Here is a 23,921-nt window from a genome sequence, read left to right as displayed (position 1 = left end):
AAAATTAATGAACATAATAATTATTAATAATTTCACAATTTTCAATAGCATCTCAAAAGTTATTATCTACTTTTTTTATTTTTAAATATTTATTTAAAAAGATTAGTAATATAGTTATAAATAATAAAATTGGACTTAAAATTATAGCAAAAACAATTCTAATTTTTAGTTGTACTAATGATTTAAGATTATAGTTTTCAACAATATTTTGGAAGAGGTAATTTTTACAAAAATATAATTTATTATTAGTTAATATATAAATTAAACCATGTTCTTTTATTAAATTAAAACCATTTTCTTTTGTTATTATTTCTTGTTTTCGATAATAATTATAAAAAGAAGGAATATATTTTATATCATTTTTTTATGTTAAAAAAATCTATTAAGGTTAAAGATGTAAATATAACCAAAATAGTTAAAATCAATAGTGATAGTGTTATTAAATTTATTTTTTTAAGTTTCTGAATTTTCATTTCTAAAAATCTCCTTATATTTTATTTATAGGTTAATTTTATTTGTTAGGAAAGTATTATAATATATTTTTTAGGCTTTTATCCCTTTATGTACTATTTTTAAATTTTATCACATAAATGCCGAGAAAAGCCTATCTACGGACTTCTCCTCACATTTTTAAATCAAACATAGCATTACAGTTTCAAAACTAGGTATCTTGTTGAATTTATATGCAGCCTCTTTAGTATATAAACGAACATAATGTTTTGCAACTTTTATATGTGTTTTAAATGCTCTTCTTATATGTTTTCAAACTGATTCAATTTGGTTGGTATTTACACAAGTTTTTGAAACATAGACATCTTGATGGTTAACTGTTTCATGCTTAGTAAAAACTGATTTAAAATCGCAATATTCTTTTCAAGAATCAGTATATACAAGACATTTTGAAGAAATGTGGTTTCTTGAAAACTGCAAAAGATTTTTACTCTTTGCGTTTTTCAATACTTTTACAATTAAATTATTGGTTGTTTTTTAAAACCCATATGTGAAAGATACATTTCATCAATTTGTACTGTACCTTCAACAATAAATTGAGGTTTTTGTTTTGCAATACGTGTTCTGATTTCATGACCCATTCTTCAAGCTGTTTTATATGTCACACCCAATTCCCTTGCAACATCTGTTGATATTATACCATGCTTTGTGTTTATTCATCTAAAGATGAAATAAAACCAAGATGTCAAAGGTGTTTGTGACTTGTGAAAAATGGTGCCTGTGAGAATGCTAAATGTTTGATTACATTTCAAACATCTCATTATTTTTAAATCAGAAGTATTCAAATTAAAACTAAAACACCTAATACATTTGTTTTCTTTCAAATTTGCTATATATGCAAGACATTGCTGTTCAGTTTGAAAAGCATTGATGAATTCATTCAGTGTCATTGTTTTCTCCACAAGTACATGCGGGGAGAAGTACTGTTTTTAATTAAATAAAATTAAATTATAAAATATTTATATATTATTTTAATAACGATTTGCTATTATTTTTTTGTTTTTTTGTTATATTATAAGTAGTAATATTTATTACCAATTTTGCGGTGAATTGCAAAGCAACGAGCATTAAAATCAAAATATATTTATTCTAAAAGTAGTTTAGTATTTTATTTTAAAGTAACTATTTTTCTTTTAAAGGAGCACACATTACCATGACAATTAAAGATGTTCAAAGAGATGGTAATTGTTTATTATGAGCAGTAATTGTTTCATATTTAGAACAAGTTAAAACTAATAAAAATCAATTTAAAACAAGATATAAATCACTTTTTGGTATAGAAATCGGCTGAGAACGAATTTTTAATTTTGCTGATTTTAATTTTACTGATAAAGAAAATGAAAAATTAGTTAAAGTCTTTCGTAATCGTATTTGTGATTATATTGAAACAAATTTAGATACAAAACGGCCAAATAATAAAGCTAACTTTAGATCAATGTTATTAGATAGTGAAATCAATAAAAAAAATAAAGAATTGTATCTTAACAATAGTGAAGATACACAAATAAGAAAAACTTTAGAACAAATGAGAAAAAATGGTGAAATAACAGGTTCTGTTAAAATTGAAGCAATTTGTAATATTTTAAATTGTGATATTATTAGAATTAATGAAGATTTTGATGTTGCAAGTAGGGAAAGATTTGAATCAGATAATGTAATTGCTAATAATGAGGTGAAGTTATACTATCAAGCTCGACATTATCAATATTTTTCAAATGTTACTAATCAAAAACCAGAAAAAAGGAATGAGGAAGAAACTACAAAAGTAGTGACGCCTTCATTTGAAGTTAATTCAAGTAATAATAGTTCTCAAGAAAGTATTTTATTTCCAAGAGAGGAAAGTGCTGATTTTTTAATTAATGCTAGATTGAAACTTAAAAATCAGTTGTCTGATAAAGAAATTAATGAAGAAACACAAAATGCTATAATTGATATTTTTATTGAGAATATAATTAAAGTACCAGCGCATCAAAAAAATGAAATATTAGAAAAATCTATTTTTGAATTAAATAATCAAGATCAATTATTTACAAATCCTAATCTTGTTTTTGAATCATTTATTAAACCAATAATTAATGGTTCTAAAACAGGAGATCAACAATTATTAAAAGAAAGTACTAATACAAATACTAATTAATTAGTATTATCAATTTTATATTTATTGATTTGTTATATTAATAAAAAATAACCAAATATTTGGTTATTTTTAGTATATTTTAAATTTATTTTACTTGGTAATTAATAGTTGTATTTATTTGGTATTGAGAACCTGGTATTGATTTGCAATCTTCAGTTTTATACATATTCATTTGAATATTCTCAAATTTTAATGTTTTATTTTCATTATCAATTAACATTTTTTCTCTTTTATAGTAAATGTTAATATGTTGTTCTACTAAACCTAGTCTATAGTGTGATAATCTAATTTCTCTTATATAATTTTCTAAATTTAAAAAAATGTCAGTTTTATTTGAATCTGTAGGTTCTTCATTTATAACTCAAGGTTCTATTTTAAATTTTGCTTCCATAGTTTTTTCAAGAAATGCAAAATATTCCTTATATGCCTCAACATATTCCTTGCCATATCTTTCTTTATCATTAGCAACTTTAGTTTTTTTAATAATTTTTTCTAATCTTTCTTCTTCAGTATCAACTTTTGTAATTATAATATTTACTTTTCCTGTATATTTACTGTCGGCTTTAGCATGTAGTTCTACTGAGCCAGCATTTTCTTCTGATGCTGCTTTGAAGTTTTTAATTTTAACATCATTAGCAGTTACATCTTTGTTTTGTTTAATGATTTCATCAAGAACTGTTTTTTCGGTATTAAATTTGTTACAGTCAACTTCTAACTTAATAATGATAGAACTTAATTCTTTTTTTGATTCTGATTTTGTGCTTTTTGTAGCAACGACAGCTAATACACCAGTTGCAATTAATATTTTTTTATAATTTAGTTTTTTTTTCATATTTAACCACTCAAACTTTTTATTTTATCATTTTTGCTACCTTAATGTCAAATCGCAACAATTGATTGAAGAAATATTGATGACTATTATTGATTATTTATATTTGTATTTTTATTAAAATTTGACTTATAGAAAATAAATAAATATAATTATTGTTATAAAATTTATAAATTTTTTTTGACCGATACTTTAATTTTTAAAGTAAACAAAGTTTAACCTAAATAATGTGAAATATAAAAATATAATGGATAATAAAAAATACTACTAATTATTTTTTTTATAGTAAGCTCTAGTAAGCATGTGATATCGTTTGTTCATTTTAGTTACTAGAATTATCGATATGTACTTAAAAGAAGAAATAATAAAAATAACTATTTTAAAAAAAGAATGAAGGGGATAATATAATGAAAAAAATATATGATAATTATCAAGATACTAACTTTAATTATAAAAATATAATATCAACAAAAAATGTAAAACAAACACAGGATGACAATGGTAATTTGTATTATACAACTTTTGATAGTTCTAATCTTCATACACATGGACAAAAAATTTGAAAATATAATATCAGTACCAGAAATAATGAAATTTATTGAGAAAATAAAGAATTAAAAGTAGGTTCTTTTCACATGATAATTGATATTAAAGGTAATATTTATTTAACTTCTGCTGGTGGAGTACTAATTCTTAATAATAAAAATCAATCTAAAACTATGCCATTAGTTTCGGGTATGGTAACTGATATTATTTATTTGAAAAATAATATTTATGTATCAACTTTTGATGGCTTTTATAAATATAATATTAATACTTAAATTATTGAAAAAATAAATTTACCAAACAATCTAATAGTTAATTCTATATTTATTGATAAAAATGAAAATATTTATCTTCCTATTTATAGATCTATAAATAAACCTATAAGTTATAGTGTGTTAATTATAAAAAAAGGTCAATCTGAAGCCAAACCAATAATTGGAGATGATTTTTTTTAACATTAACGATACAATGTGAATAACAGAAATAAATAGTAAAATATATTTTTATAGTTTAAATTTAGCAAGTAAAAAAGCAAAATTATATTATAGTGATTTAGATAGTAATAAAGTAAATTATGTATTAGATTTATCAATTAATGTTCAAACATTATTTAATTTAAATAATGAACTTGGTTTAGTAACACATGAAAATGGAAATACAGTAATTGAAGTTTTAAATATTGATAGTATAGAAAAAAATATGAAATAAAAAATAGTGTTTATGAGCAAGCAATGCAAATACAAAAATTTAATATTTTATCTCTTCTAAATGAAGACAAAATTGATTATTTAAGTTGATAATCTTCTTTGTTAACTTATAAAAAACAATAAAAAACAATTTAAAAATGCATCTTAAAGATGCATTTTATTGTTATTCTAAAAATTAAAACTTAAAGCAATTATTAAATATTTGCTTTAAGTTTAGTAGCAATAATATCAATAGCTACAGTATTATGAAAATCAAAAGAAATAATAATATCAGCATAACGTTTAGTTGGCTCAACAAAATCATCATGCATAGGTTTAACGGTTAATGCATATTGTTGTAAAACACTGTCAAGAGTACGATTTCTAAAACTAACATCTCGTTTAATTCTTTTTAGTAGTCTAGTATCACTATCAGTATCAACAAAAATTTTGATAGTAGATAATTCACGAATAATAGGATTTTCTAAAGCAAAAATACCATCCAGAATGATAACATCACCCGGACCAATAATCTCAGTGTTTTTACTGCGACTATTGATTTTAAAATCATAAATAGGCTCTTCAATAGCATTGCCGAGTAATAATTGTTCTAAATCATGAATTAATAATTTCATATCAATAGCATTAGGGTGATCAAAATTAGTTTTTTTTCTTTCTTCAACTTTTAAATTACTAAGGCCATGATAATAATTATCCATTTGTACAAAAATGACATTTTTTTTATTATAAGCTTCAGCAATTTTTTCTGCTACTGTTGTTTTTCCTGAAGCACTGCCGCCAGCGATAGCGATTAAATTAATTTTTTTATATTTCACATTTATCTCCTAAAATTTAAGATTGAGTTATTTTATCAAAGTATGATTGTAAAATAATAGCAGCAGCCAATTGATCTTTAACTTGTTTTCTTTTATTTGAAGAAACATTAGATTTAATTAATATTTGCTGCGAAGAATAGGTAGTTCTTCTTTCATCTTGTAAAACAATATTTAGTTTATCATTATTTTGTGTTAATTTAAATTTATCAATAAAATTTAAAACAATTTTTGCGCTGGGGCCGACTGTGCTATCCATGTTTAAAGGGTAACCAAAAACAAGAATATCAGCATCATATTCTTTAATAGCATTTTGGAGTTGGATAATAGCATTATTAAAATCATGCTCTGGGAAACGAATAGTTTTTCAAGAAAAAGCAATTTTTCCTTCACCACGAGCAAGTCCTAATGTTTTACTACCTAAATCAATGCCTAAATATTTCATAAATTTATTATACTTAATATTTTTTTTAATTTTAATAATATATTAATTTTATAAAAAAATATTTTTTATATTGTAAGTATAATAAAAATGTATTATGTCTATACATTTTTATCTTTTTTATTTTGTTTTTTTTATTCTGCAATTGTTTTTCTTTCTTTTTCAGCTTCTTCAATTCTTTTTTTTAATCTTTCTTCTTCAAATTGTTTTTTATTTTCTGCATCTTGTTTTCTTAACTTTTCAATTTATTTATCTTTATCCATAATAAAAAGTTCCTCTTTCCTAATGTTAAATTTTGGATTATTTTTTTCTTTTTTTTAAAAATATCAATAAATTAGTATAAATATTTTTTAAAAAAAATAGGCTTTTATCCCTTTATGTACTATTTTTAAATTTTATCACATAAACGGAGATAAAAGCCTATCTAGGAAATTATCCCCACATGTATCTAAATCAAACACAAAATTATAGTTTCAAAACTAGGTATCTTGTTGAATTTATATGCAGCCTCTTTAGCATATAAATTAACATGATGTTTTGAAACTTTTATGTGTGTTCGAAAAGTTCGTGGGATGTGTTTTCATAAAGATTCAATCTGGTTTGTGTTTACACCTGTTGATGACACATACCCAACTTCATGATTTACGATTTCATGTTTGTGATAGAAGTTTTTGAAACTTCCATATCCCTTCCAAGAATCCGTAAATAGACAACACCCAGTAGAAATGTGTTTCAATGCAAATCATAAAAGTTTTTTCTCATCTGCTTTTTTCAATACTTTCACAATTAGTTTGTTGCTGGTTTTATCATAAACTCCAACAATTAAGGTTTTATTCAGCAAGTATCTTCCTTGTTTTTTAAAACCTACATGTGAAAGATACATTTCATCCATCTGTGCTGTGCCATCATCAATGAACCCTGCATCTTGATTCCAAATTCTAGTTCTGATTTCATGACCAATTCTTCAAGTTGTTTTATATGTCACACCCAATTCCCTTGCAACATCTGTTGATGTAATTCCATGTTTGGTGTTTATTCATCTAAAGATGAAATAAAATCAAGATGTCAAAGGTGTTTGTGACTTGTGAAAAATGGTGTCATGAAGAATACTAAATGTTTGATGACATTTCAAACATCTTATTCTTCTCAAATCAGAAACATTCAAACTAGAAGAAGCACACCTGATACATTTCATTACTTTCAACTTCGCTATATATTTCAAACAATCGTTTTCATTTTGAAATATGCTATTGAATTCATTTCAATTCATTTTTTCCTCCACACTAGTACATGTGGAGATAATTTCCAAAAAATATATTTTTAAGTTATATTATGAATTAAGCAAATAAAATCATTTTTTTTGTTTGATAATGGAAATTGATCTGAATCATAATCAGTGCTATTTATTAACTTTGGATCTATTTTTTTTGTATTTGAATATATTACTTTATAAGCCTTATTTACTTCATTTATACTGTCTTTCATTTTTATTACTTCTGATTTATTAAAAATTGGAATATCACTATTATTTTCAAATTCTATTAATTTTTCTTCTAGTAAATTTATGTTTGGTTTATGAAAATATCTAATTTTTTTTATTAAAGTTTCAAAACTAAAGATTTTATAAAAATTTGAAATAGAAAGAGAAATCATTTGAGAACCTGTTGCTAAGAAAAAAAATAATCATGTTTCTCATTTTTTTTAATTTTAATTCAAGTAGATCATGAGATTTTGTAACTTCATATTTAGTAAGTAGTGGTGTTCGTTTTAGTAATATTAGTAAAAACAGCATTGAAAAAAAATAACAAAATTGCCATTGAAAATTTTCCACAATTTGATTGTTTTTTAATTCAGTTTGAAATTATTTGAGGACAAATATTAGTTTTAATTTTTAATGTTTCTAATCCTCATTTAAATATATAATTAACTGGTCGTATAGAAAAATAAGTGATTGTATTTGCTAATATAATATTTGGTTTAGTAAAATATTTAATTAAATCACTTATTTTAAAGTTTTATTGTATAGCATTTGCTATTGAACCTGTCATTATAGAATGTGCCATTAGTCATGTTACTAATTCTAAAAATAAATCAAATAATGAATAATTTATTCTTTCTTTTCATTCTAAAGTATCTAAATTTGTTTTTTTAATTTATTTAAATTATCAATCACTTTATTTGCCGAAGATGTTAATTCTTTTATTATACTATTATTAATAGGCTTCTTTAAACAATTAAAGTCACTAACTTCTTCCTTTCTTTTTTAAAATTTGGATGATATTCAAAATCTGTAGGTTTTGGAATATTATTAAGTTTTTTTATTAAATTATTAATACGTTTTATTCGTGACATATTATTTTTTAATTTTACTTAATTTTCTTCATATAAAAGGGTTAAAAATTCATGTTTATATTTTTTAAATGTTTCAATAGGAATTTTTTTAATTTTAAAATCATTTATTGGATTACTTTTTTAACTTTGGATTATATTTAAAATTGTATTTCTTGATCAATCAGCAATTGCTGAGGTAAAAAATGTCGTTAAAATAGTATCAATGAATGTTGTGAAATAGTTTTGTTTATTTTGAAATATTCCATAAAAATAATCTTCTGATGTATATTCTTGCTCATCAAAAATATATTTAGAAATTATTATTTGTGCATTTTTGCCAGTAAATGCAATATAAACTAGTAGTAATCCTAACAATAAATTAGGTAATGTTTTTTTAATTTTGACATTTATTGAAATATTGCTAGACGAAGTAGGATTATCAATAATTTTTTGCATATATGTTAAATACTGATATAAATTTAATAAATTATCATAATTAATATTAATACTTAATTCTTGATTAAATGAGGTAATATTTTGGATCTGATTTTTCGCCTCCTTTAACTTTGATAGGAGAGAAATCTAAAAGTTTATTATTGTTTAGGTCATCTGATAATTTGTCAATGTTTTTATATTTTTTAACGTGTTTATATAATTTATTATTTTTAATTAAAAATATTTCAAAAATAATTCGACTATTTGGAAAAGCAATTCTTTTAGTTCAACATTTAAAATCATTTTTGTTTTTGTCATAAATTGTCATATACGATTCATAAATAACTGAATCAAGTTCATTAGATTTATTTCTAATTTCAGTTTTATATTTTCATTCTCCTTTATTATTTTTTCATTTCTTTGTTTTTCGACCAAAGCGATTATTATTTTTTGTTAATTTTATTTTTTTTAAATTTATCATTTTTACTCCTTTTTAATTACAAAAGTTTTATTTAATATAATGTTAATTTGTTATTAATAACAGTAAGTATATATTTTAAAAAGGATCATATTCTTTTAACAAGATCCTCAAAAGTAGTAGTATTAATTTTTTTGAATTATTTTTACTACAAAATTTATAAGTATTTCAAAATCATATCTGAAAAAATACTATTTATAAGTAAAGTTTTTAGTTGTGTTATTAATTTTTCCCCAATGCGTTCTTAGATATATAATAAGAAGTAACTAAATTCTAAAGTTTTTAAAATAAAATACAATAAAAATTATTTTTAATTAACTTTATTTTTTTTTTTTTAATTCTTTGATTATTTTTGATTTTAGTAAAATTATGATAAGATATTTTTATATTTATATTAGTTTTTTGCTTTTAAAGTTTTTTTTAATAAAATAAATAAAAGGTTTTTGGTCTTTTAAAAAAACTGGTGTAAATAAAAACAATTATTTAGAAAATCAATATCAAAATAATTAGATATAAATTGTTTTTTAACTTTTTACTAGCAAATAATGAAATATTCATATTTAAAATAAATAAATGCAGTATTAGTTGGATTGTTAATCTTAAGGAATTAAAAAAATTAACGTATAATTAAAATATCAATAATATAGTATTATTTAAGGTTTCTTAAATTATTTTTTGTTTTTAGGAGGAACTATGAAAATTGCTTTTGATGTAATGGGTTCAGACCATGGTAGTTTGCCCGCTATTGCTGCAGCGTTAGAAGTTATTAAAGAATTCAAAAATGTTGAAATTTGTTTAGTTGGTGATGAAAAACAAATTAATGGAAACTTGCAGATTTTATTAAAAAATAAGCCATTATCATCAAGAATAACAATACTAGCAACAACCCAAGTAATAACTATGAATGATGGTCCACTCGCTGGTATTAGAATGACTGATTCTTCTATGAATCAAGCCATTCAGTTAGTTAAAAATAAAAAAGCAGATGGGATTCTAACTTCGGGTTCAACTGCTGCCTATCTTGGTGCTTGTCATTTTTTATTAGGCGAAATCAAAGGCATTAAACGTCCGGCATTCATGCCAATTATGCCTACTTTAATAAAAGATCGACAAGTAGTATTATTGGATGTTGGAGCAAATATTGAAAACACTGTTGATGAATTAATTAATTTTACATTAATGGGTCATATTTATTGTCAAACTATTCAAAATATTTCACGTCCTAAAATTGGTTTATTAAATATTGGTATTGAAGAAAGCAAAGGTCCAGAAGTAGCTAAAGCAACATATGCTAAACTAAAACAATTAACACAAAAAAATGAAAAGTTAAGTTTTTTAAATTTTCACGGTAATATTGAACCACGAAATGTTTTAAGTGGTGATGTTGATATTATTATTTGTGATGGTTATTCAGGTAATATTGTTTTAAAATCAGTTGAAGGCATGGCATCATTATTATTTACATTAATTAAAAATGGTTATAAAAAAAATTTATGAACTAAATTTTTAGGTTTAATGTCAATTGGTATTTTTAAAAATATTAAAAAGAATTTTGATTATAAGAATACAGGTGGTGCTCAATTAATAGGTATTAATGGTATTGCTTTTAAAGCACATGGATCTAGTGATAAAAAATCTTATTATAGTACTTTAAAACTTTTAATTCGTGCTATTGAGCAAGATGTTACTAATAAAATAGCTAAACAAATTCAAGAATTATAATTTATAAATAAGTATTAAGGAGAAAAATATGATTAATATTGAACATATTTTAAAATCGAGTATTTTAGAAAAAATTAAATCTAATCGTAATTATCGTGAAGCGTTTACTCATCGTTCTTTTTCAAACGAACATAATTTAGATTATTCATATGAGCGATTAGAATTTTTGGGTGATTCGATTTTAGGGGAAAATATTTCAACTTACATTTGGCACTTATTTCCAAATAAAGATGAGGGACAATTAACAAGTTTACGTAGTAAAGCAGTTAGACAAGAAACATTGGCAGCAGTGGCAATTGCTCTAGGATTACAAGATTATTTATTTTTGGGAAATGGTGAAAAAAATACAGGTGGGCAACAACGCGAAAGTATTTTATCAGATGTTTTTGAATCATTTCTTGCTGCAGTATATCTTGATTTAGGAAATAGTGCCGTTAAAAAAATCTTAGATTTAACTTTATTTGAATTAATTAAAACTAATCAGTTAGAAACAATTATTGATTATAAAACTAAATTACAAGAATTAGTACAGGCAGAAAAAAGAGATCCTATTAATTATAAAAATATGGAACAAATTAAAAAAGATAATATTACTTATTTTATTGTTCATGTGTATTTAGATAATAAAATACTAATGGGGAAAGGAGTAGGAACAAATAAAAAGAAAGCTGAGCAAGAAGCAGCAAAGTCAGCTTTAGCAAAACTGTCAAAATCTAATTTATTAATAAGTGATCATAAGAAGGGATAATCATGTTTAAATTATTACGTAATTATATTCGTGAACAAAAAAACAATTTATTACAAATGTTTGGTTTAGGTTTTTTAGTAATGATTATGATTATTGCCTTTTTATCATTAAATTTTTCTAATAATTATTTATTTGAACAATATGTTAACGATATTGCTCATAATGAATTTAACCAATATACATTTTTTTCACCAGTGGAATATGTTAATTTTGATGGAAAATATAATGAAAAAGATAAAAACGGTTCTTATTTAAATAATATTAATTATTATCAAAAAGATAATACTATTGATAAAGAAAAGATGGCAAAAGCTACTTTTCAGTTAACAATACCAGATGTTACTAGACCTGATATATATCGTTTTAATTTTTATGGTGGTGTTGCTAGTAGTAAAGAATATTTTGCTATTGGTGATAGTCTTTTTAATGATACTAGCCATAATTATATTGATTTTAAAATTAATATTCCTATTAATTATCCATCTTATGATACTCATAAAGCAACGATAGAACAATATGCTAATATTCTAAATCAATATCTATATGATCCATTACATCCAGAAAATGCAACAAATTTTATGATCACTAGTGAAGCTGCTTTACAGTTTTATAATGATAATTTTAAAGGAAAAACTAAGTATCCATATGCTAATCGAAACTATAGTGAAATAGATATTAAAAATGAAGCTAAGTTATATGAAATAATGTCAATGGGAATGTTATATAAAGATATTGAATGACAACATGCTGTTATGGTCCGTGATTTATTAATTACTAGTAAAAATTTTGCTTTTATTGAAACAGGACCTGAATATATTGTTAATAAAGCAATTATTGTCAAAGATGGTGGCCCAAGTTTAACAGAAAAACCATTACAAGATAATGAAATTTTAATTTACAAACATTTTGCTGAACTAAATAATTTACATATTGGTCAAAATTATGTAATTGCTGGACAAACGTTTATTATTCGTGGTTATGCTACAAGCTCATTAGCAGCATTTGTTGGTCGTTATTTTGGTAATTCACTTGATTTAAAAAATAATACTGTTGCTTTTACTAATGGTAATACGATGCGCAAAGTTGAATCTGATTTAAAGGCATTTAGCAGTAATATTGATGATTTTTTTTTAGGTATTAATCCTGACTTGGCTAAAAATATTGATTCACAAATAAATAATGAATGAATTTATAATTATCTTAATGCAATTTATAAAACACCTACTGATATAGCAAGTACAAAATATTATAATAATGGTATTGAATATAATAAAATAATTTCACCTTTAAATATCAATAATACTAGATTTTATACTAGTATGCAAGAATGATCTTTTAGTTCCATTAATAATAGAATTAATGTTATTGAAGAGATTTCTAGTTTATTTTTAATTTTAATTTTTATTGTGACTACTATTATTATTTTTATTATTACTTTTAAAATGATTGATCGTAATAAAAAATTAATTGGAATTTTAAAAGCAACAGGATATAAAAGTTGACAGTTAAGTATATCATTAGTAATTTCAATTATTGCTCCTTTAATTATTTTTGCTATTATTGGTGTTTTAATTTCGATTCCAGTTGCGCATTATTTAATTTATATTACTAATATTAGTACTGTTGCCTTAATTAGTTATGGTTGGTACTTTAATATTGTTACCGCTATTTTATTACTTGTTATTCCAATCATTAGTTTAACTTTCATTAGTTTTTTAATGCTATTATTTTTATTAAGAAATAAACCCTTAGATTTAATTACTAATAATATTTCAAAACAAAAATATAAAATAAATATTAGTTCAACTTTCACTTTTATTGCAAGATATGTGATTGGTAGATTTAGTTATCGTAATAAGTTGGCCGTTACTACTTCACTACGTAGTTTTGGTAAAACATCAATTATGTGTTTTACTAGTGTTTTTGCTGCAACATTAGTATTCTTTGCGCTTACTGCTAGTGGTTTAGTTAATAATATGTTAGGTTCACAATTTGCGGGAACTAATTTTAATTATCAAAATGGTTATCAATTTGATGATAATATTAAAACTAACTTTATTAATAACGAAAATAAATTAATGTATCAATTTAATAGTGTTGATAATATTAAAAGTAAAATTTCATTATATCCAGAATTATTAGCGGCAATTAAACAATTTGATCCTCTTAATCCTAATAAATCAATTGTGATTAATGTTCAAAATCGTTATATTATGGGAAGTGAATTATTAAAAATAAAACAATGAATTGATGCTAATCCATCAAAGATTCCATCAATAATTAAGAATTTTTTAGAAAAAAATAAAATATTATTTAATTATTTAACCAATAATAATGGTAAAAACAATACTGATTTATTGATAAGTTTTGGTTTAATTCCTTATGATGAACAGTATGAAGTACCATACACACAATTAGAACTTGATAAGGCTAATCTGTTACTTCCTAATCAGCGTGGTGCTGTTTTTGATAATGATACACAAACCTTATCAAAAGAATCTTTTAAAAATTGAAGTGCACCAAGAACTGCTTATGGTATTGATGATAGTTTAAGTGATTTTTTATCTCTAAATTTTAGTATAAGTGATTTCTCTACTTTTAGTAAATTAAATTTAACTGATATGGAAGTTTCTAATAATTGGCAAGATAAACAATTTATTAATATTCGTAATCATTTAATTCAAAAATTAGGAATTAAAAATCCAGATAGTAGTGCTGTTCAATTTATTCCAATGGCTACTTCTGCTTTACCTTCGGTTTTTAATGTTTATAATGGTGGAGAACAACTTAATAATAGTGTTATTTATAGGTATAAAGGATTAGATAATCAAACAAAATATATAATTGGTGTTGCTTATGATTATATTAATAAATTAGATCCAAAAATAATAGTAATGCCCAAACTTTGACTTAATGAGATTTTATTTGGTAGTAAAAGTGATTTATTAGAAAATAATTTTGCTAATAGTAAATTAAGCAAATTTACTGATAATGAGTTTAAACATTACTTACCAATTATTAGTAATAAAAATGATTATAATATTGATTTAGCACAAATTTCACACTCAGGATATTTGGAAAGTAAAGGTATTAGTACTTCATTATCATCGGTGTATGATATTAGTAATTTACTTAGTATTATGAAGAATAATCAATATAGTTTACAAATAATCATTTCATTTTTTGGTATTTTTAGTGTTATATTATCATTAATGATTATTGTTATTGTTACTAATATTAGTGTTCGTGATAATTTAATATTAATTAATATTTTACGAAGTTTAGGTTATACTGCATTAGAAGTTTCTTATAATTTCTTTCTGGTAATAATACCGGCATTGGTAATGAGTAGTTTGGTTGCTGTTTTTATTGTTCCTTCTTTAGTAATGGTACTTTCTAATTTATTAGCAACTTTTGCAAAAATCGCATTTCCTATTGTTTTTCGTTGATGATATTTTGCATTGATGATTAGTATAAATATTTTAATTTATTTAGTCTCATACATTATTACTTGAAAGTTAAACGTTAATAATAAACAATTAATGACATTAACTAAATAATATATAATCTGGTTTACTGCTTAAAATAAAAAATTACACATTAAAATGTTTTAATTTTAAAAAATATTTTTAAATTGATAAAATTAATTTAATTATCATTTTTGTTACTATCATTAATTTTTATTAATGATATTTTTTTTATGTTATAATTTTTTATAAGATTTATATTTATATTTGTTTAATATTTGTTTATAAATCATTTAATTTTAAAAAAATTCTTGAAGCGGATGATTTTAAATGAATATTTCATACAATTTTTATGTTAATAAAATTTATTATGCTTGTTATATTAAAAATGTTGTTTTACCTATTGATATTATTAGAAATGATAGAAATAAATTAGGTATAAAGAATATTGGTAATATTACTAAATTAAGAAATAATAATGTTCGTACTAAGTCTAAATCAATTCAAAAAGAATTACATAATTTTTATAATGCAAGAGTTTTAAGTTTTTTAACTTTAACTTATCACAAAAATGAAACTAATATTAGAAAAGCAAAAAAGATATTTGTTTGTTTTTTATTTTGTTAAAACGTTGATGAAATGACCCTAAAAGTTCTAAATATTTAGGTGAATTAAGATATTTTTATGTTTATGAATATTAAAAACGTGGAGTAGTTCATTTTCATATATTATTTAATCGTAAAATACCTTATAGTATGATAACTAAATGATGACCACATGTTGGTAATAATAAAGGCATTGATTTAAAAGTTGTACATAAAGGTACAAATGAATTTGTAGTTAAATATTTAAGTAAATATGTAACAAAAGTTCAAGAAAATATTAAGTCTTTAAATCAAAAAGATGTTGGTATTCAAGCATATTCTTTTAGTAGAAATTGTAGAAATTCGTTTATAGTTCGTGGTAGTAAAACTTTAAGTTTACAAGAATTAGTACAAGCATGTGAAAAAGCAAAGGAATTTTATTTGTTTAAAAGTAAACCAGATGAGCAAGGTAATACTCAATTAATTGGTGGAAGTTATGATTATGTTGCTAATAGTGATTATTTTAAAGATTTTCAATATTATGTTAGTTTAGAAAGTTTGCGATTTAGGTATTATTTAAAAAATAAATTTAATAAAAATGATGTTTTAGATTTTCTTTATAAAGTTTTTAATAAAAGTAAAATTGAAAAAATATTTTTACAAAAAAGAATTTTACATTAATTATATTTTTATTATTTTTTGTAATATTTGTATTTTTTTGTGTTTTTGTTATACTTTAACTGTGTAAACATTGTGTTTTAGCTTCAAGGAACACATTGTTTACTTTTTTTTGTGTTTATATTTATTGAAATTTTTATTAAATATGTTAATATTTGCTTATAAGTTTATATTAATTTGAAATTAGTTTTTAAGTTAATGTTTAACTTATTTTAATTGGTTAACAATTCCTTGAAGCGGATAGTTAAATATTAATTTAAGAAATTTTTATTTATTAAATTGAATTTTATAGTTATGTATTTTTAAGGAAATTATCCCCACATGTACTAGTGTGGAGGAAAAAATGAATTGAAATGAATTCAATAGCATATTTCAAAATGAAAACGATTGTTTGAAATATATAGCGAAGTTGAAAGTAATGAAATGTATCAGGTGTGCTTCTTCTAGTTTGAATGTTTCTGATTTGAGAAGAATGAGATGTTTGAAATGTCATCAAACATTTAGTATTCTTCATGACACCATTTTTCACAAGTCACAAACACCTTTGACATCTTGGTTTTATCTCATCTTTAGATGAATAAACACAAAGCATGGTATACTATCAACAGATGTTGCAAGGGAATTGGGTGTGACATATAAAACAGCTTGAAGAATGGGTCATGAAATCAGAACTAGAATTTGGAATCAAGATGCAGGGTTCATTGATGATGGCACAGCACAGATGGATGAAATGTATCTTTCACATGTAGGTTTTATTCAACAAGGAAGATCCTTGTTGAATAAAACCTTGATTGTTGGAGTTTATGAGAAAACCAGCAACAAACTAATTGTGAAAGTATTGAAAAAAGCAGATGAGATAAAACCTTTTATGATTTGCATTGAAACACATTTCTACTGGGTGTTGTCTATTTACTGATTATTGGAAGGGAAGGGATATGGAAGTTTCAAAAACTTCTATCACAAACATGAAATCGTAAATCATGAAGTTGGGTATGTGTCATCAACAGGTGTAAACACAAACCAGATTGAATCTGCATGAAAACACATCCGACGAACTTTTCGAACACACATAAAAGTTTCAAAACACAATATTCATTTATATGCAAAAGAAGCTGCATATAAATTCAGTTAAGTATCATTTTTCTTATTTTTCTTAGAATATTTATTTCTATAATAACAAGTACGTCATACATTATTTTCAATTTCTTTCTTTTCAGTCTGTAATATATTATCCAACTTGTCTAATCCTACTGCTCTAATATCATCAACAGTAAAATCTAATGCTTGTGACTGTTCATAGTCTTTAACGCTACTTAATTCACTCTTTAACGAATGAATATAATTTAAAGCACGACTATTATATCTTTGTAAATAAGACATAGGAAATCATAAACTAAAAGTCATAGTTTCACCACTATAACTAGGTGGTAATCCACCACGTTTAATTATTTTATTAGTTTGTCTTTTAGATAATATAACTTTATTATAATCATCATCATTAGTATAAATATTTAGTTTAAACTTAACTAAAAATAACAAAATAAGCATTCTTTTAACTTGCACAATATATTCCGCTTTTTCACGTGCTTGTTTTGGTATTCTATCGGGGTGTTGTTCAATCATATACATAATTCCATTAAAATTATGACCTATTAATTTAAAAAACATTCCCAAACTTTCTTGTGTTTCTTTAAATTCGAGTGACAAATCATTACTATTAATTTTTAAACCTAATTCATCAAAAACAAGCATATCATTCTCTTTAAAAGCATAATTACTATTTAATTGATTAAATTTAAAAACATCATCATAAGAACAACGATAACTATATTCATTACGTACTTTAATAGGAATAGGACTGACTACCCTACCCCTATTTTTTTGTGCTAAACAACAAGCAAGAGCAGATTTACCAGTACGTGGTGGTGCTGAAATAATATAACTACCTACACGTTGTAATATCTTTATATTTTTTCTAGTTATTAAAAATGGATAAAGTATTATTAATAATAAAACTCCTAAAAATAAATAACCATATCCAACCATTATTTAACCACCTTACTTTTATTTTTTAACTTATTTTTAATTCAAAAACAAAATTCTACAAAATATGAACTTAAAATAAAGGGAAAAATAAAATCAAAAAAGAAAATTAAAAATTTTGAACCAAAACTAGCATTTTCAAAAAATAACTTTAATTTATCTACATCAAAATCAAAAAAATAACGCAGTAAGCGATGATATTAAAAAACAAAAAAACAACTCCACTAAAAATTTCAAATAAGTCTTTATTTTTGATAATAAACTCCTAACCAATTAAAAATCCAACTGCTTTTAAAAATACTCATAATGTTAATAATTGTTCTAAACCACTAGTAAAATCAACATTTAAAACAGAACTAATAGTATCATCAAAAATACGTCTTAATAATCCATCAAGTTTAGTAAAAAATTCTCTTAATGGTTCAACTGGTAAAACTTTACCAACAACACCATATAGTACTCATCTAAAAGCATTACGTAAATGTCCAAAAAAATCATATCAACTAACACGCTCATAATCAGGGTTAAAAGAACTATTTGACGGTACTGGTGTTACTTTGTCGCTTGAAAAAAATTAATCTGACCAAATGAAACCTCCGGCGGAATAGTTAAATTTGTAGTTCCATGAATATCAAAAAATACAGTTAAATGTCTTAAATTTGGAACACGAACTGGCATAGTAACAAAATTATACAAATCTTGCATATAAACATCATTACCAATTGTTCCTTTAAAAACATATTTTGTATCACCAACATAATCTAAAAAACTAAAAGCAAAATCACCAGTAAATGTAGAAAAAGCCTCATAATTAAAATAAAACATAAAACCTTGAATATAAAAACTTAAAGGTTTATCAATTTCAAAATTTAATTCAAAACGTAAATTTAAAGGTTTAACTCAATGATTTAAGTTATGAATAAGAAGTCGATTTTTTTACCATATTGAACAAAATTATGATTAAACATAATACGAGAAATATCATCTAACTGATATCTCCTAAAAGAATAAACACCAGTTCCAGTATTAAGTGTTATCTTTTTAACACCTAAAACATCACTTTGATATTCAACATCCAAATCATTATCTAAACCACCTATAATTTCGCCACTAACTAATTTTAAATCCGGTTGGTCAACATCAAAATAAGCATAATTTCATGGAATAGTTGCTCAATCATTAAAATCATTATACTTAACGTGTTTAATCATTTCTTTTTTAATATCATAATTAACAACATCAGGGTCATTTGAAGCAATTAAACTAGTAGGTGCTTGAACAAAAGTATTTACAACAAAAAAAATTTAGCAAACTTAAATCACATAATTATTTACCAAATAAACATTTTAAAATTCACCATGAACCATAAAACAAAACAAATCCAATAAAAAAATAAGTTCCATAAACTACTAAATTTCATAAAATAGTAGTAAAATCATCAACTGGATTACCTATAAACATAGTTCAATAATCAACAATACATCGATGTATTTTATTGTAAATTTCTAAAACACTCATACTTAACACCTACCCAAACAATGACCTAAAAACAAATTTAATACTACGATAAATAAAATTAAAAAATACACCTAATACCAACCAAAAAGTCAAATTAAACAAAATATAAACTTCATTAGTAATATTTGGTTGATTTCAAAATATTTGAATATCTTTACTAGAAAATATAAAAATAAAATGCAATATACTAAGAACAAAATTAGACATAATTAATTACCTAAATTTATTCTACTAACATCTTGTGTTTGTTTATGACCCTTAGCAATTGCTTTACCAACTGAAAAAGAAGCCTTACCAATTTTTTTAAAGCCATAACCTAAACCTAATGTTGGTAACATTAATTCAGGCAAAATAACCCTAAATGCAAATCTAAGCAAAATCAAAAATATCATCAACGTACCCAAATTAAAACCTAAATCACCAAGTGGAAAACTAAAAAAATTCATAAAAATTGAAGAAAAGAATTGCATAACTGTTGTAATAAAAGGTATAAACATAATTTCACATCCTAATGTCTTGTAAATCTAAATAATCCTAAAATTAAATAAAATACAAAACTAACATTTATTAAGGCAAGAATAGGCAAAGGTAAAGTGTATAAACTATCATAAAAAAACGACTTAATAAAAAGTGGAATGGCAATTTTTTTTAAGACTGTTTTTTGGTAGACATTTGTGCTTGGTGTTTTATGGGGGTTAAGTAGTTTATAGTACTGTGGATTCTTATGTTGTTGTATCAATTGATATAATCAAATAATTCTAATTTTAATTGGATTAATGATGTAAAATTTTTATCATTAATAAACTCTGTTTTGAAAGTTTTGAAAGTTGCTTCAGCAACAGCGTTATCATAAGGACAACCTTTTTTGTTTAAAGAGTGGGTAATATTGAAGGCTAATAAAACTATTGATAAACTTTTATTATTAAATTCATTACCGCGATCGATATGAAATATTTCAATATTTTTTAAACAACGATTTGAGCACATAAATGCTTGATATACTAATGATGCATCTTTTTTAGTACCTACACTATGTCCAATAATTTCGCGATTGTACAGGTCGATTAATAAGCAAATATAGTTTAATTTATCATTAACTTGAACATAAGTTAAATCACTAACAATAACTTCATTTTTAAGCCTATTATTAAAGTCTCTATTAACAAGATTAGTAATTTGACTATCATTGACTTTATTATGATAATTTTTGTATGATAATTTAGTGTATTTTGATATTAAATTATGTTTATTCATAATTTTTTTAATTTTTCGTCTTGATAAATTAATTTTCTTTTCTTTTAGAACAACTTTTAATCTTCTTGTTCCATAAGCTTCTTTATTTTCTTTAAAAGCACTAATAACAGTTTCATCATACATATTATTTTGAATTTTATCTTTTTTTTCTTGAAATTAAAATAATATTTTAATTTAGATATTTTTAAAAAACGACACATTGTACGAATTTTATATTTAACTTTATTTTTAGTAATAATTTCTATTTTCTGCCTATTATTAGTGCTGCTGCTTTAAAATATCATTTTCCATTCTTAATTGTTTTAATTCTTTTCTTAATTTAATTAAGGAAATTATCTCCATTTATGTGATAAAATTTAAAAATAGTAAATAAAGGGAGAAAAACCATAATCATTATAATTGGAACTACCATATGTTGGATAATATTAGTAAATTATGCATAAAAGGTTTGTAGTTGATTTATTAAAGTTGGTAATAACATAACATTAAAAACAATACCTGTAATAGTAATAAAACTTGTTACTGCTAAAGTCATATATTGGCCAAATCATTTACTATTAATTCTACCTTCTTGTTCTCAAAAAATAGCAGATGATATTAATCAAATAATAACAAAAAGATTAGTTTGAATTGTAAAAAAAGAAAAATAATTTAAAATAAAATCTCCTTTATCTTCAGTAAATCACATTCAGTTTCTAGCATCTTTTTTTGTTGATCAGTTACAGTAATTCCATTAATTAAAGGTGATAATAATCCATATAATAAAACTACTAGAAAAAATAAACCAAAACCTAATTTAAAATAAAATTTTCAATCCTTAATACAATCATATCAACTTAAATCCATAATATATTTCCCCCTTTGTTTAATTGTAACACTTATTAGTTTTTAATACAGAAACTTATTTCAACATTTTTTTTCTTTTACCACTACTTATAATTTTTACTTTTTATTAATCCAAAAATAAAAATTTTGGCTGATTATGGTTACCAAAAATTACAAAAAATTCATAAAAAACATTTTTAACATTTAAAAAATGTATAAAAAATCCTATTACTTTAAAATTAAAGTAATAGGATTTAAAATAAACTTAATATCAAGTTTATAAAATTATTGTAATATAGTTTTTTATAATATTATATTTTTAGGAAATTATCCCTACATGTACTAGTGTGGAGGAAAAAATGAATTGAAATGAATTCAATAGCATATTTCAAAATGAAAACGATTGTTTGAAATATATAGCGAAGTTGAAAGTAATAAAATGTATCAGGTGTGCTTCTTCTAGTTTGAATACTTCTGATTTGAGAAGAATAAGATGTTTGAAATGTCATCAAACATTTAGTATTCTTCATGACACCATTTTTCACAAGTCACAAACACCTTTGACATCTTGGTTTTATCTTATCTTTAGATGAATAAACACAAAGCATGGTATACCATCAACAGATGTTGCAAGGGAATTGGGTGTGACATATAAAACAGCTTGAAGAATGAATCATGAAATAAGAACTAGAATTTGGAATCAAGATGCAGGGTTCATTGATGATGGCACAGCACAGATGGATGAAATGTATCTTTCACATGTAGGTTTTAAAAAACAAGGAAGATCCTTGTTGAATAAAACCTTGATTGTTGGAGTTTATGAGAAAACCAGCAACAAACTAATTGTGAAAGTATTGAAAAAAGCAGATGAGAAAAAACTTTTATGATTTGCATTGAAACACATTTCTACTGGGTGTTGTCTGTTTACGGATTCTTGGAAGGGATATAGAAGTTTCAAAAACTTTTATCACAAACATTAAATCGTAAATCATGAATTTGGGTATGTGTCATCAACAGGTGTAAACACAAACCAGATTGAATCTGTATGAAAACAAATCCCACGAACTTTTCGAACACACATAAAAGTTTCAAAACACAATATTAATTTATATGCAAAAGAAGCTGCATATAAATTCAATAAGATACCTAGTTTTGAAACTATAATTTTGTGTTTGATTTAGATAAATGTGGGGATAATTTCCTAGATAGGCTTTTATACTAATTAACACCATTAAATGTTTTTAATATTTAATTCTAAACTATCAAATCAAAAACTAATTAATATTATTTTTAATAATATCTGTTATTTCTTTAATAGCAATATCTAAGTAATCATTAATAACAATATAATCATATTCATGTTGAACTTTAAATTCTTCTTTTGCTTTATTTAACCTTTTCTCAATAATTGCTTCTGACTCACTAGCACGCATACGAATTCTTTGTTCTAATTCTTGATAAGAAGGAGGCATAATAAAAATACTCATAATATCATTGCGATGTTCATAATTTTTTAAAACTTGACTAGCACCATCAACCTCAATTTCCAAAATAACATTATAACCTTGATTTTGCAAATTTAAAACATAACTCTTACTAGTACCATAGTAATTACCAATAAAATTTGTATATTCTAAAAAATCATTACCTTTAACATGATTTAAAAAAGTTGATACATCAACAAAAAAATAATTAATGCCATCTTGTTCTTTATTACGTGGTTTTCTTGTTGTCATCGAAACTGAATATGCTAAATTTAATGATTTATCAGCAAATAATTTAGCAATAATTGCACCCTTACCAACACCACTTGGTCCAGAAAGAATAATTAATTTTCCTTTTTTTTGTGCCATTT

Annotated in this window: 28 protein-coding genes; 11 read left to right on the top strand and 17 right to left on the bottom strand. The window is 23.5% G+C overall.

Translation table 4 applies throughout. The features are described 5' to 3' along the window. Positions 1–630 precede the first annotated feature (630 nt). Together AC6I4F_RS05610 and AC6I4F_RS05605 are read right to left on the bottom strand one after the other, a co-directional pair. Positions 631–957, bottom strand: a complete 327-nt coding sequence (locus tag AC6I4F_RS05610; protein WP_497873098.1) for a transposase — start codon at positions 955–957, stop codon at positions 631–633. Between the two features lie 11 nt (positions 958–968). Next, positions 969–1,400, bottom strand: coding sequence for a hypothetical protein (locus tag AC6I4F_RS05605; protein WP_497873097.1), 432 nt, complete (start codon positions 1,398–1,400; stop codon positions 969–971). A gap of 263 nt (positions 1,401–1,663) precedes the next feature. Here AC6I4F_RS05605 and AC6I4F_RS05600 point away from each other — a divergent pair, with 263 nt between their 5' ends. After that, positions 1,664–2,647: an OTU domain-containing protein gene (locus tag AC6I4F_RS05600; protein ID WP_497873096.1), complete on the top strand. Its 984-nt coding sequence runs from the start codon at positions 1,664–1,666 to the stop codon at positions 2,645–2,647. 85 nt (positions 2,648–2,732) lie between these two features. Here AC6I4F_RS05600 and AC6I4F_RS05595 read toward each other — a convergent pair whose 3' ends face one another. Beyond that, a complete protein-coding gene (locus AC6I4F_RS05595) occupies positions 2,733–3,479 on the bottom strand; it encodes a hypothetical protein (RefSeq protein WP_497873095.1) in 747 nt (248 codons plus the stop codon). A 404-nt stretch (positions 3,480–3,883) separates the two neighbouring features. Here AC6I4F_RS05595 and AC6I4F_RS05590 point away from each other — a divergent pair, with 404 nt between their 5' ends. Together AC6I4F_RS05590 and AC6I4F_RS05585 are read left to right on the top strand one after the other, a co-directional pair. Beyond that, a complete protein-coding gene (locus AC6I4F_RS05590; RefSeq protein WP_497873094.1) occupies positions 3,884–4,297 on the top strand; it encodes a hypothetical protein in 414 nt (137 codons plus the stop codon). Positions 4,298–4,490: 193 nt separating this feature from the next. Then, positions 4,491–4,730 carry a hypothetical protein gene (locus AC6I4F_RS05585; RefSeq protein WP_497873093.1) on the top strand — a complete coding sequence of 80 codons (240 nt, stop codon included), beginning with the start codon at positions 4,491–4,493 and terminating at the stop codon, positions 4,728–4,730. Between the two features lie 193 nt (positions 4,731–4,923). Here AC6I4F_RS05585 and udk read toward each other — a convergent pair whose 3' ends face one another. The 6 genes from udk to AC6I4F_RS05555 all read right to left on the bottom strand — a co-directional run bounded on the left by udk (position 4,924) and on the right by AC6I4F_RS05555 (position 9,230). Beyond that, positions 4,924–5,544, bottom strand: a complete 621-nt coding sequence (udk, locus tag AC6I4F_RS05580; RefSeq protein ID WP_497873092.1) for a uridine kinase — start codon at positions 5,542–5,544, stop codon at positions 4,924–4,926. A 16-nt stretch (positions 5,545–5,560) separates the two neighbouring features. Next, complete coding sequence (gene ruvX, locus AC6I4F_RS05575; RefSeq protein WP_174481257.1) at positions 5,561–5,986, bottom strand: Holliday junction resolvase RuvX; 426 nt, start codon at positions 5,984–5,986, stop codon at positions 5,561–5,563. A 445-nt stretch (positions 5,987–6,431) separates the two neighbouring features. After that, positions 6,432–7,292 (bottom strand): IS1595 family transposase, encoded by an 861-nt coding sequence (locus tag AC6I4F_RS05570; protein WP_497874789.1) that lies wholly within the window; start codon positions 7,290–7,292, stop codon positions 6,432–6,434. Positions 7,293–7,303: 11 nt separating this feature from the next. After that, the gene (locus tag AC6I4F_RS05565; protein WP_497873090.1) at positions 7,304–7,636 is read right to left on the bottom strand and encodes a hypothetical protein; all 333 of its coding nucleotides are present in this window, start codon (positions 7,634–7,636) and stop codon (positions 7,304–7,306) included. A gap of 819 nt (positions 7,637–8,455) precedes the next feature. Continuing rightward, a complete protein-coding gene (locus AC6I4F_RS05560; protein ID WP_497873089.1) occupies positions 8,456–8,770 on the bottom strand; it encodes a hypothetical protein in 315 nt (104 codons plus the stop codon). A 64-nt stretch (positions 8,771–8,834) separates the two neighbouring features. Beyond that, positions 8,835–9,230 carry a hypothetical protein gene (locus AC6I4F_RS05555; RefSeq protein ID WP_497873088.1) on the bottom strand — a complete coding sequence of 132 codons (396 nt, stop codon included), beginning with the start codon at positions 9,228–9,230 and terminating at the stop codon, positions 8,835–8,837. A gap of 690 nt (positions 9,231–9,920) precedes the next feature. Between AC6I4F_RS05555 and plsX the strand changes: the two genes are divergently transcribed. The 6 genes from plsX (at position 9,921) to AC6I4F_RS05525 (ending at position 17,558) form a co-directional block, all read left to right on the top strand. Next, positions 9,921–10,949 (top strand): phosphate acyltransferase PlsX, encoded by a 1,029-nt coding sequence (plsX, locus tag AC6I4F_RS05550; protein ID WP_497873087.1) that lies wholly within the window; start codon positions 9,921–9,923, stop codon positions 10,947–10,949. Between the two features lie 28 nt (positions 10,950–10,977). After that, complete coding sequence (gene rnc, locus AC6I4F_RS05545) at positions 10,978–11,697, top strand: ribonuclease III (RefSeq protein WP_497873086.1); 720 nt, start codon at positions 10,978–10,980, stop codon at positions 11,695–11,697. 2 nt (positions 11,698–11,699) lie between these two features. After that, positions 11,700–15,257 carry an FtsX-like permease family protein gene (locus tag AC6I4F_RS05540; RefSeq protein ID WP_497873085.1) on the top strand — a complete coding sequence of 1,186 codons (3,558 nt, stop codon included), beginning with the start codon at positions 11,700–11,702 and terminating at the stop codon, positions 15,255–15,257. A gap of 237 nt (positions 15,258–15,494) precedes the next feature. Beyond that, the gene (locus AC6I4F_RS05535) at positions 15,495–15,791 is read left to right on the top strand and encodes a hypothetical protein (RefSeq protein WP_497873084.1); all 297 of its coding nucleotides are present in this window, start codon (positions 15,495–15,497) and stop codon (positions 15,789–15,791) included. 128 nt (positions 15,792–15,919) lie between these two features. Then, positions 15,920–16,429 (top strand): hypothetical protein, encoded by a 510-nt coding sequence (locus tag AC6I4F_RS05530; protein WP_497873083.1) that lies wholly within the window; start codon positions 15,920–15,922, stop codon positions 16,427–16,429. Between the two features lie 340 nt (positions 16,430–16,769). Then, positions 16,770–17,558, top strand: a complete 789-nt coding sequence (locus AC6I4F_RS05525; protein ID WP_497873082.1) for an IS1595 family transposase — start codon at positions 16,770–16,772, stop codon at positions 17,556–17,558. On the opposite strand, the gene AC6I4F_RS05520 is transcribed toward AC6I4F_RS05525, so the two are convergent. The 7 genes from AC6I4F_RS05520 to AC6I4F_RS05490 form a co-directional block, all read right to left on the bottom strand. Continuing rightward, positions 17,555–18,472 carry a hypothetical protein gene (locus AC6I4F_RS05520; RefSeq protein WP_497873081.1) on the bottom strand — a complete coding sequence of 306 codons (918 nt, stop codon included), beginning with the start codon at positions 18,470–18,472 and terminating at the stop codon, positions 17,555–17,557. The two genes, AC6I4F_RS05525 and AC6I4F_RS05520, sit on opposite strands and share 4 nt — an antisense overlap. 549 nt (positions 18,473–19,021) lie before the next feature. After that, entirely contained in the window at positions 19,022–19,294 is a 273-nt protein-coding gene (locus AC6I4F_RS05515) for a hypothetical protein (protein ID WP_497873080.1), read from the bottom strand. 83 nt (positions 19,295–19,377) lie between these two features. Continuing rightward, on the bottom strand, positions 19,378–19,680 hold the full coding sequence (locus AC6I4F_RS05510; protein ID WP_497873079.1) for a hypothetical protein: 303 nt from the start codon (positions 19,678–19,680) through the stop codon (positions 19,378–19,380). A gap of 115 nt (positions 19,681–19,795) precedes the next feature. After that, positions 19,796–19,987, bottom strand: coding sequence for a hypothetical protein (locus AC6I4F_RS05505; RefSeq protein WP_497873078.1), 192 nt, complete (start codon positions 19,985–19,987; stop codon positions 19,796–19,798). Between the two features lie 209 nt (positions 19,988–20,196). Further along, the gene (locus tag AC6I4F_RS05500) at positions 20,197–20,325 is read right to left on the bottom strand and encodes a hypothetical protein (protein ID WP_497873077.1); all 129 of its coding nucleotides are present in this window, start codon (positions 20,323–20,325) and stop codon (positions 20,197–20,199) included. A gap of 310 nt (positions 20,326–20,635) precedes the next feature. Continuing rightward, positions 20,636–21,376 (bottom strand): IS3 family transposase, encoded by a 741-nt coding sequence (locus tag AC6I4F_RS05495; RefSeq protein WP_497874673.1) that lies wholly within the window; start codon positions 21,374–21,376, stop codon positions 20,636–20,638. Positions 21,377–21,674: 298 nt separating this feature from the next. Continuing rightward, the gene (locus tag AC6I4F_RS05490) at positions 21,675–21,929 is read right to left on the bottom strand and encodes a Pr6Pr family membrane protein (RefSeq protein ID WP_497873076.1); all 255 of its coding nucleotides are present in this window, start codon (positions 21,927–21,929) and stop codon (positions 21,675–21,677) included. A gap of 496 nt (positions 21,930–22,425) precedes the next feature. Between AC6I4F_RS05490 and AC6I4F_RS05485 the strand changes: the two genes are divergently transcribed. After that, on the top strand, positions 22,426–23,046 hold the full coding sequence (locus AC6I4F_RS05485; protein ID WP_497873075.1) for an IS1595 family transposase: 621 nt from the start codon (positions 22,426–22,428) through the stop codon (positions 23,044–23,046). A 24-nt stretch (positions 23,047–23,070) separates the two neighbouring features. After that, positions 23,071–23,247 (top strand): transposase, encoded by a 177-nt coding sequence (locus AC6I4F_RS05480; RefSeq protein ID WP_497873074.1) that lies wholly within the window; start codon positions 23,071–23,073, stop codon positions 23,245–23,247. A gap of 93 nt (positions 23,248–23,340) precedes the next feature. Here the strand turns inward: AC6I4F_RS05480 and gmk are convergent, their stop codons facing one another. Further along, entirely contained in the window at positions 23,341–23,919 is a 579-nt protein-coding gene (gmk, locus tag AC6I4F_RS05475; protein WP_497873073.1) for a guanylate kinase, read from the bottom strand. Positions 23,920–23,921: the final 2 nt, after the last annotated feature.

The organism is Spiroplasma ixodetis, from assembly GCF_059729505.1.
The sequence above is the reverse complement of the archived record's forward strand: the minus strand, read 5'-3'. Positions and strand labels throughout refer to the sequence as shown.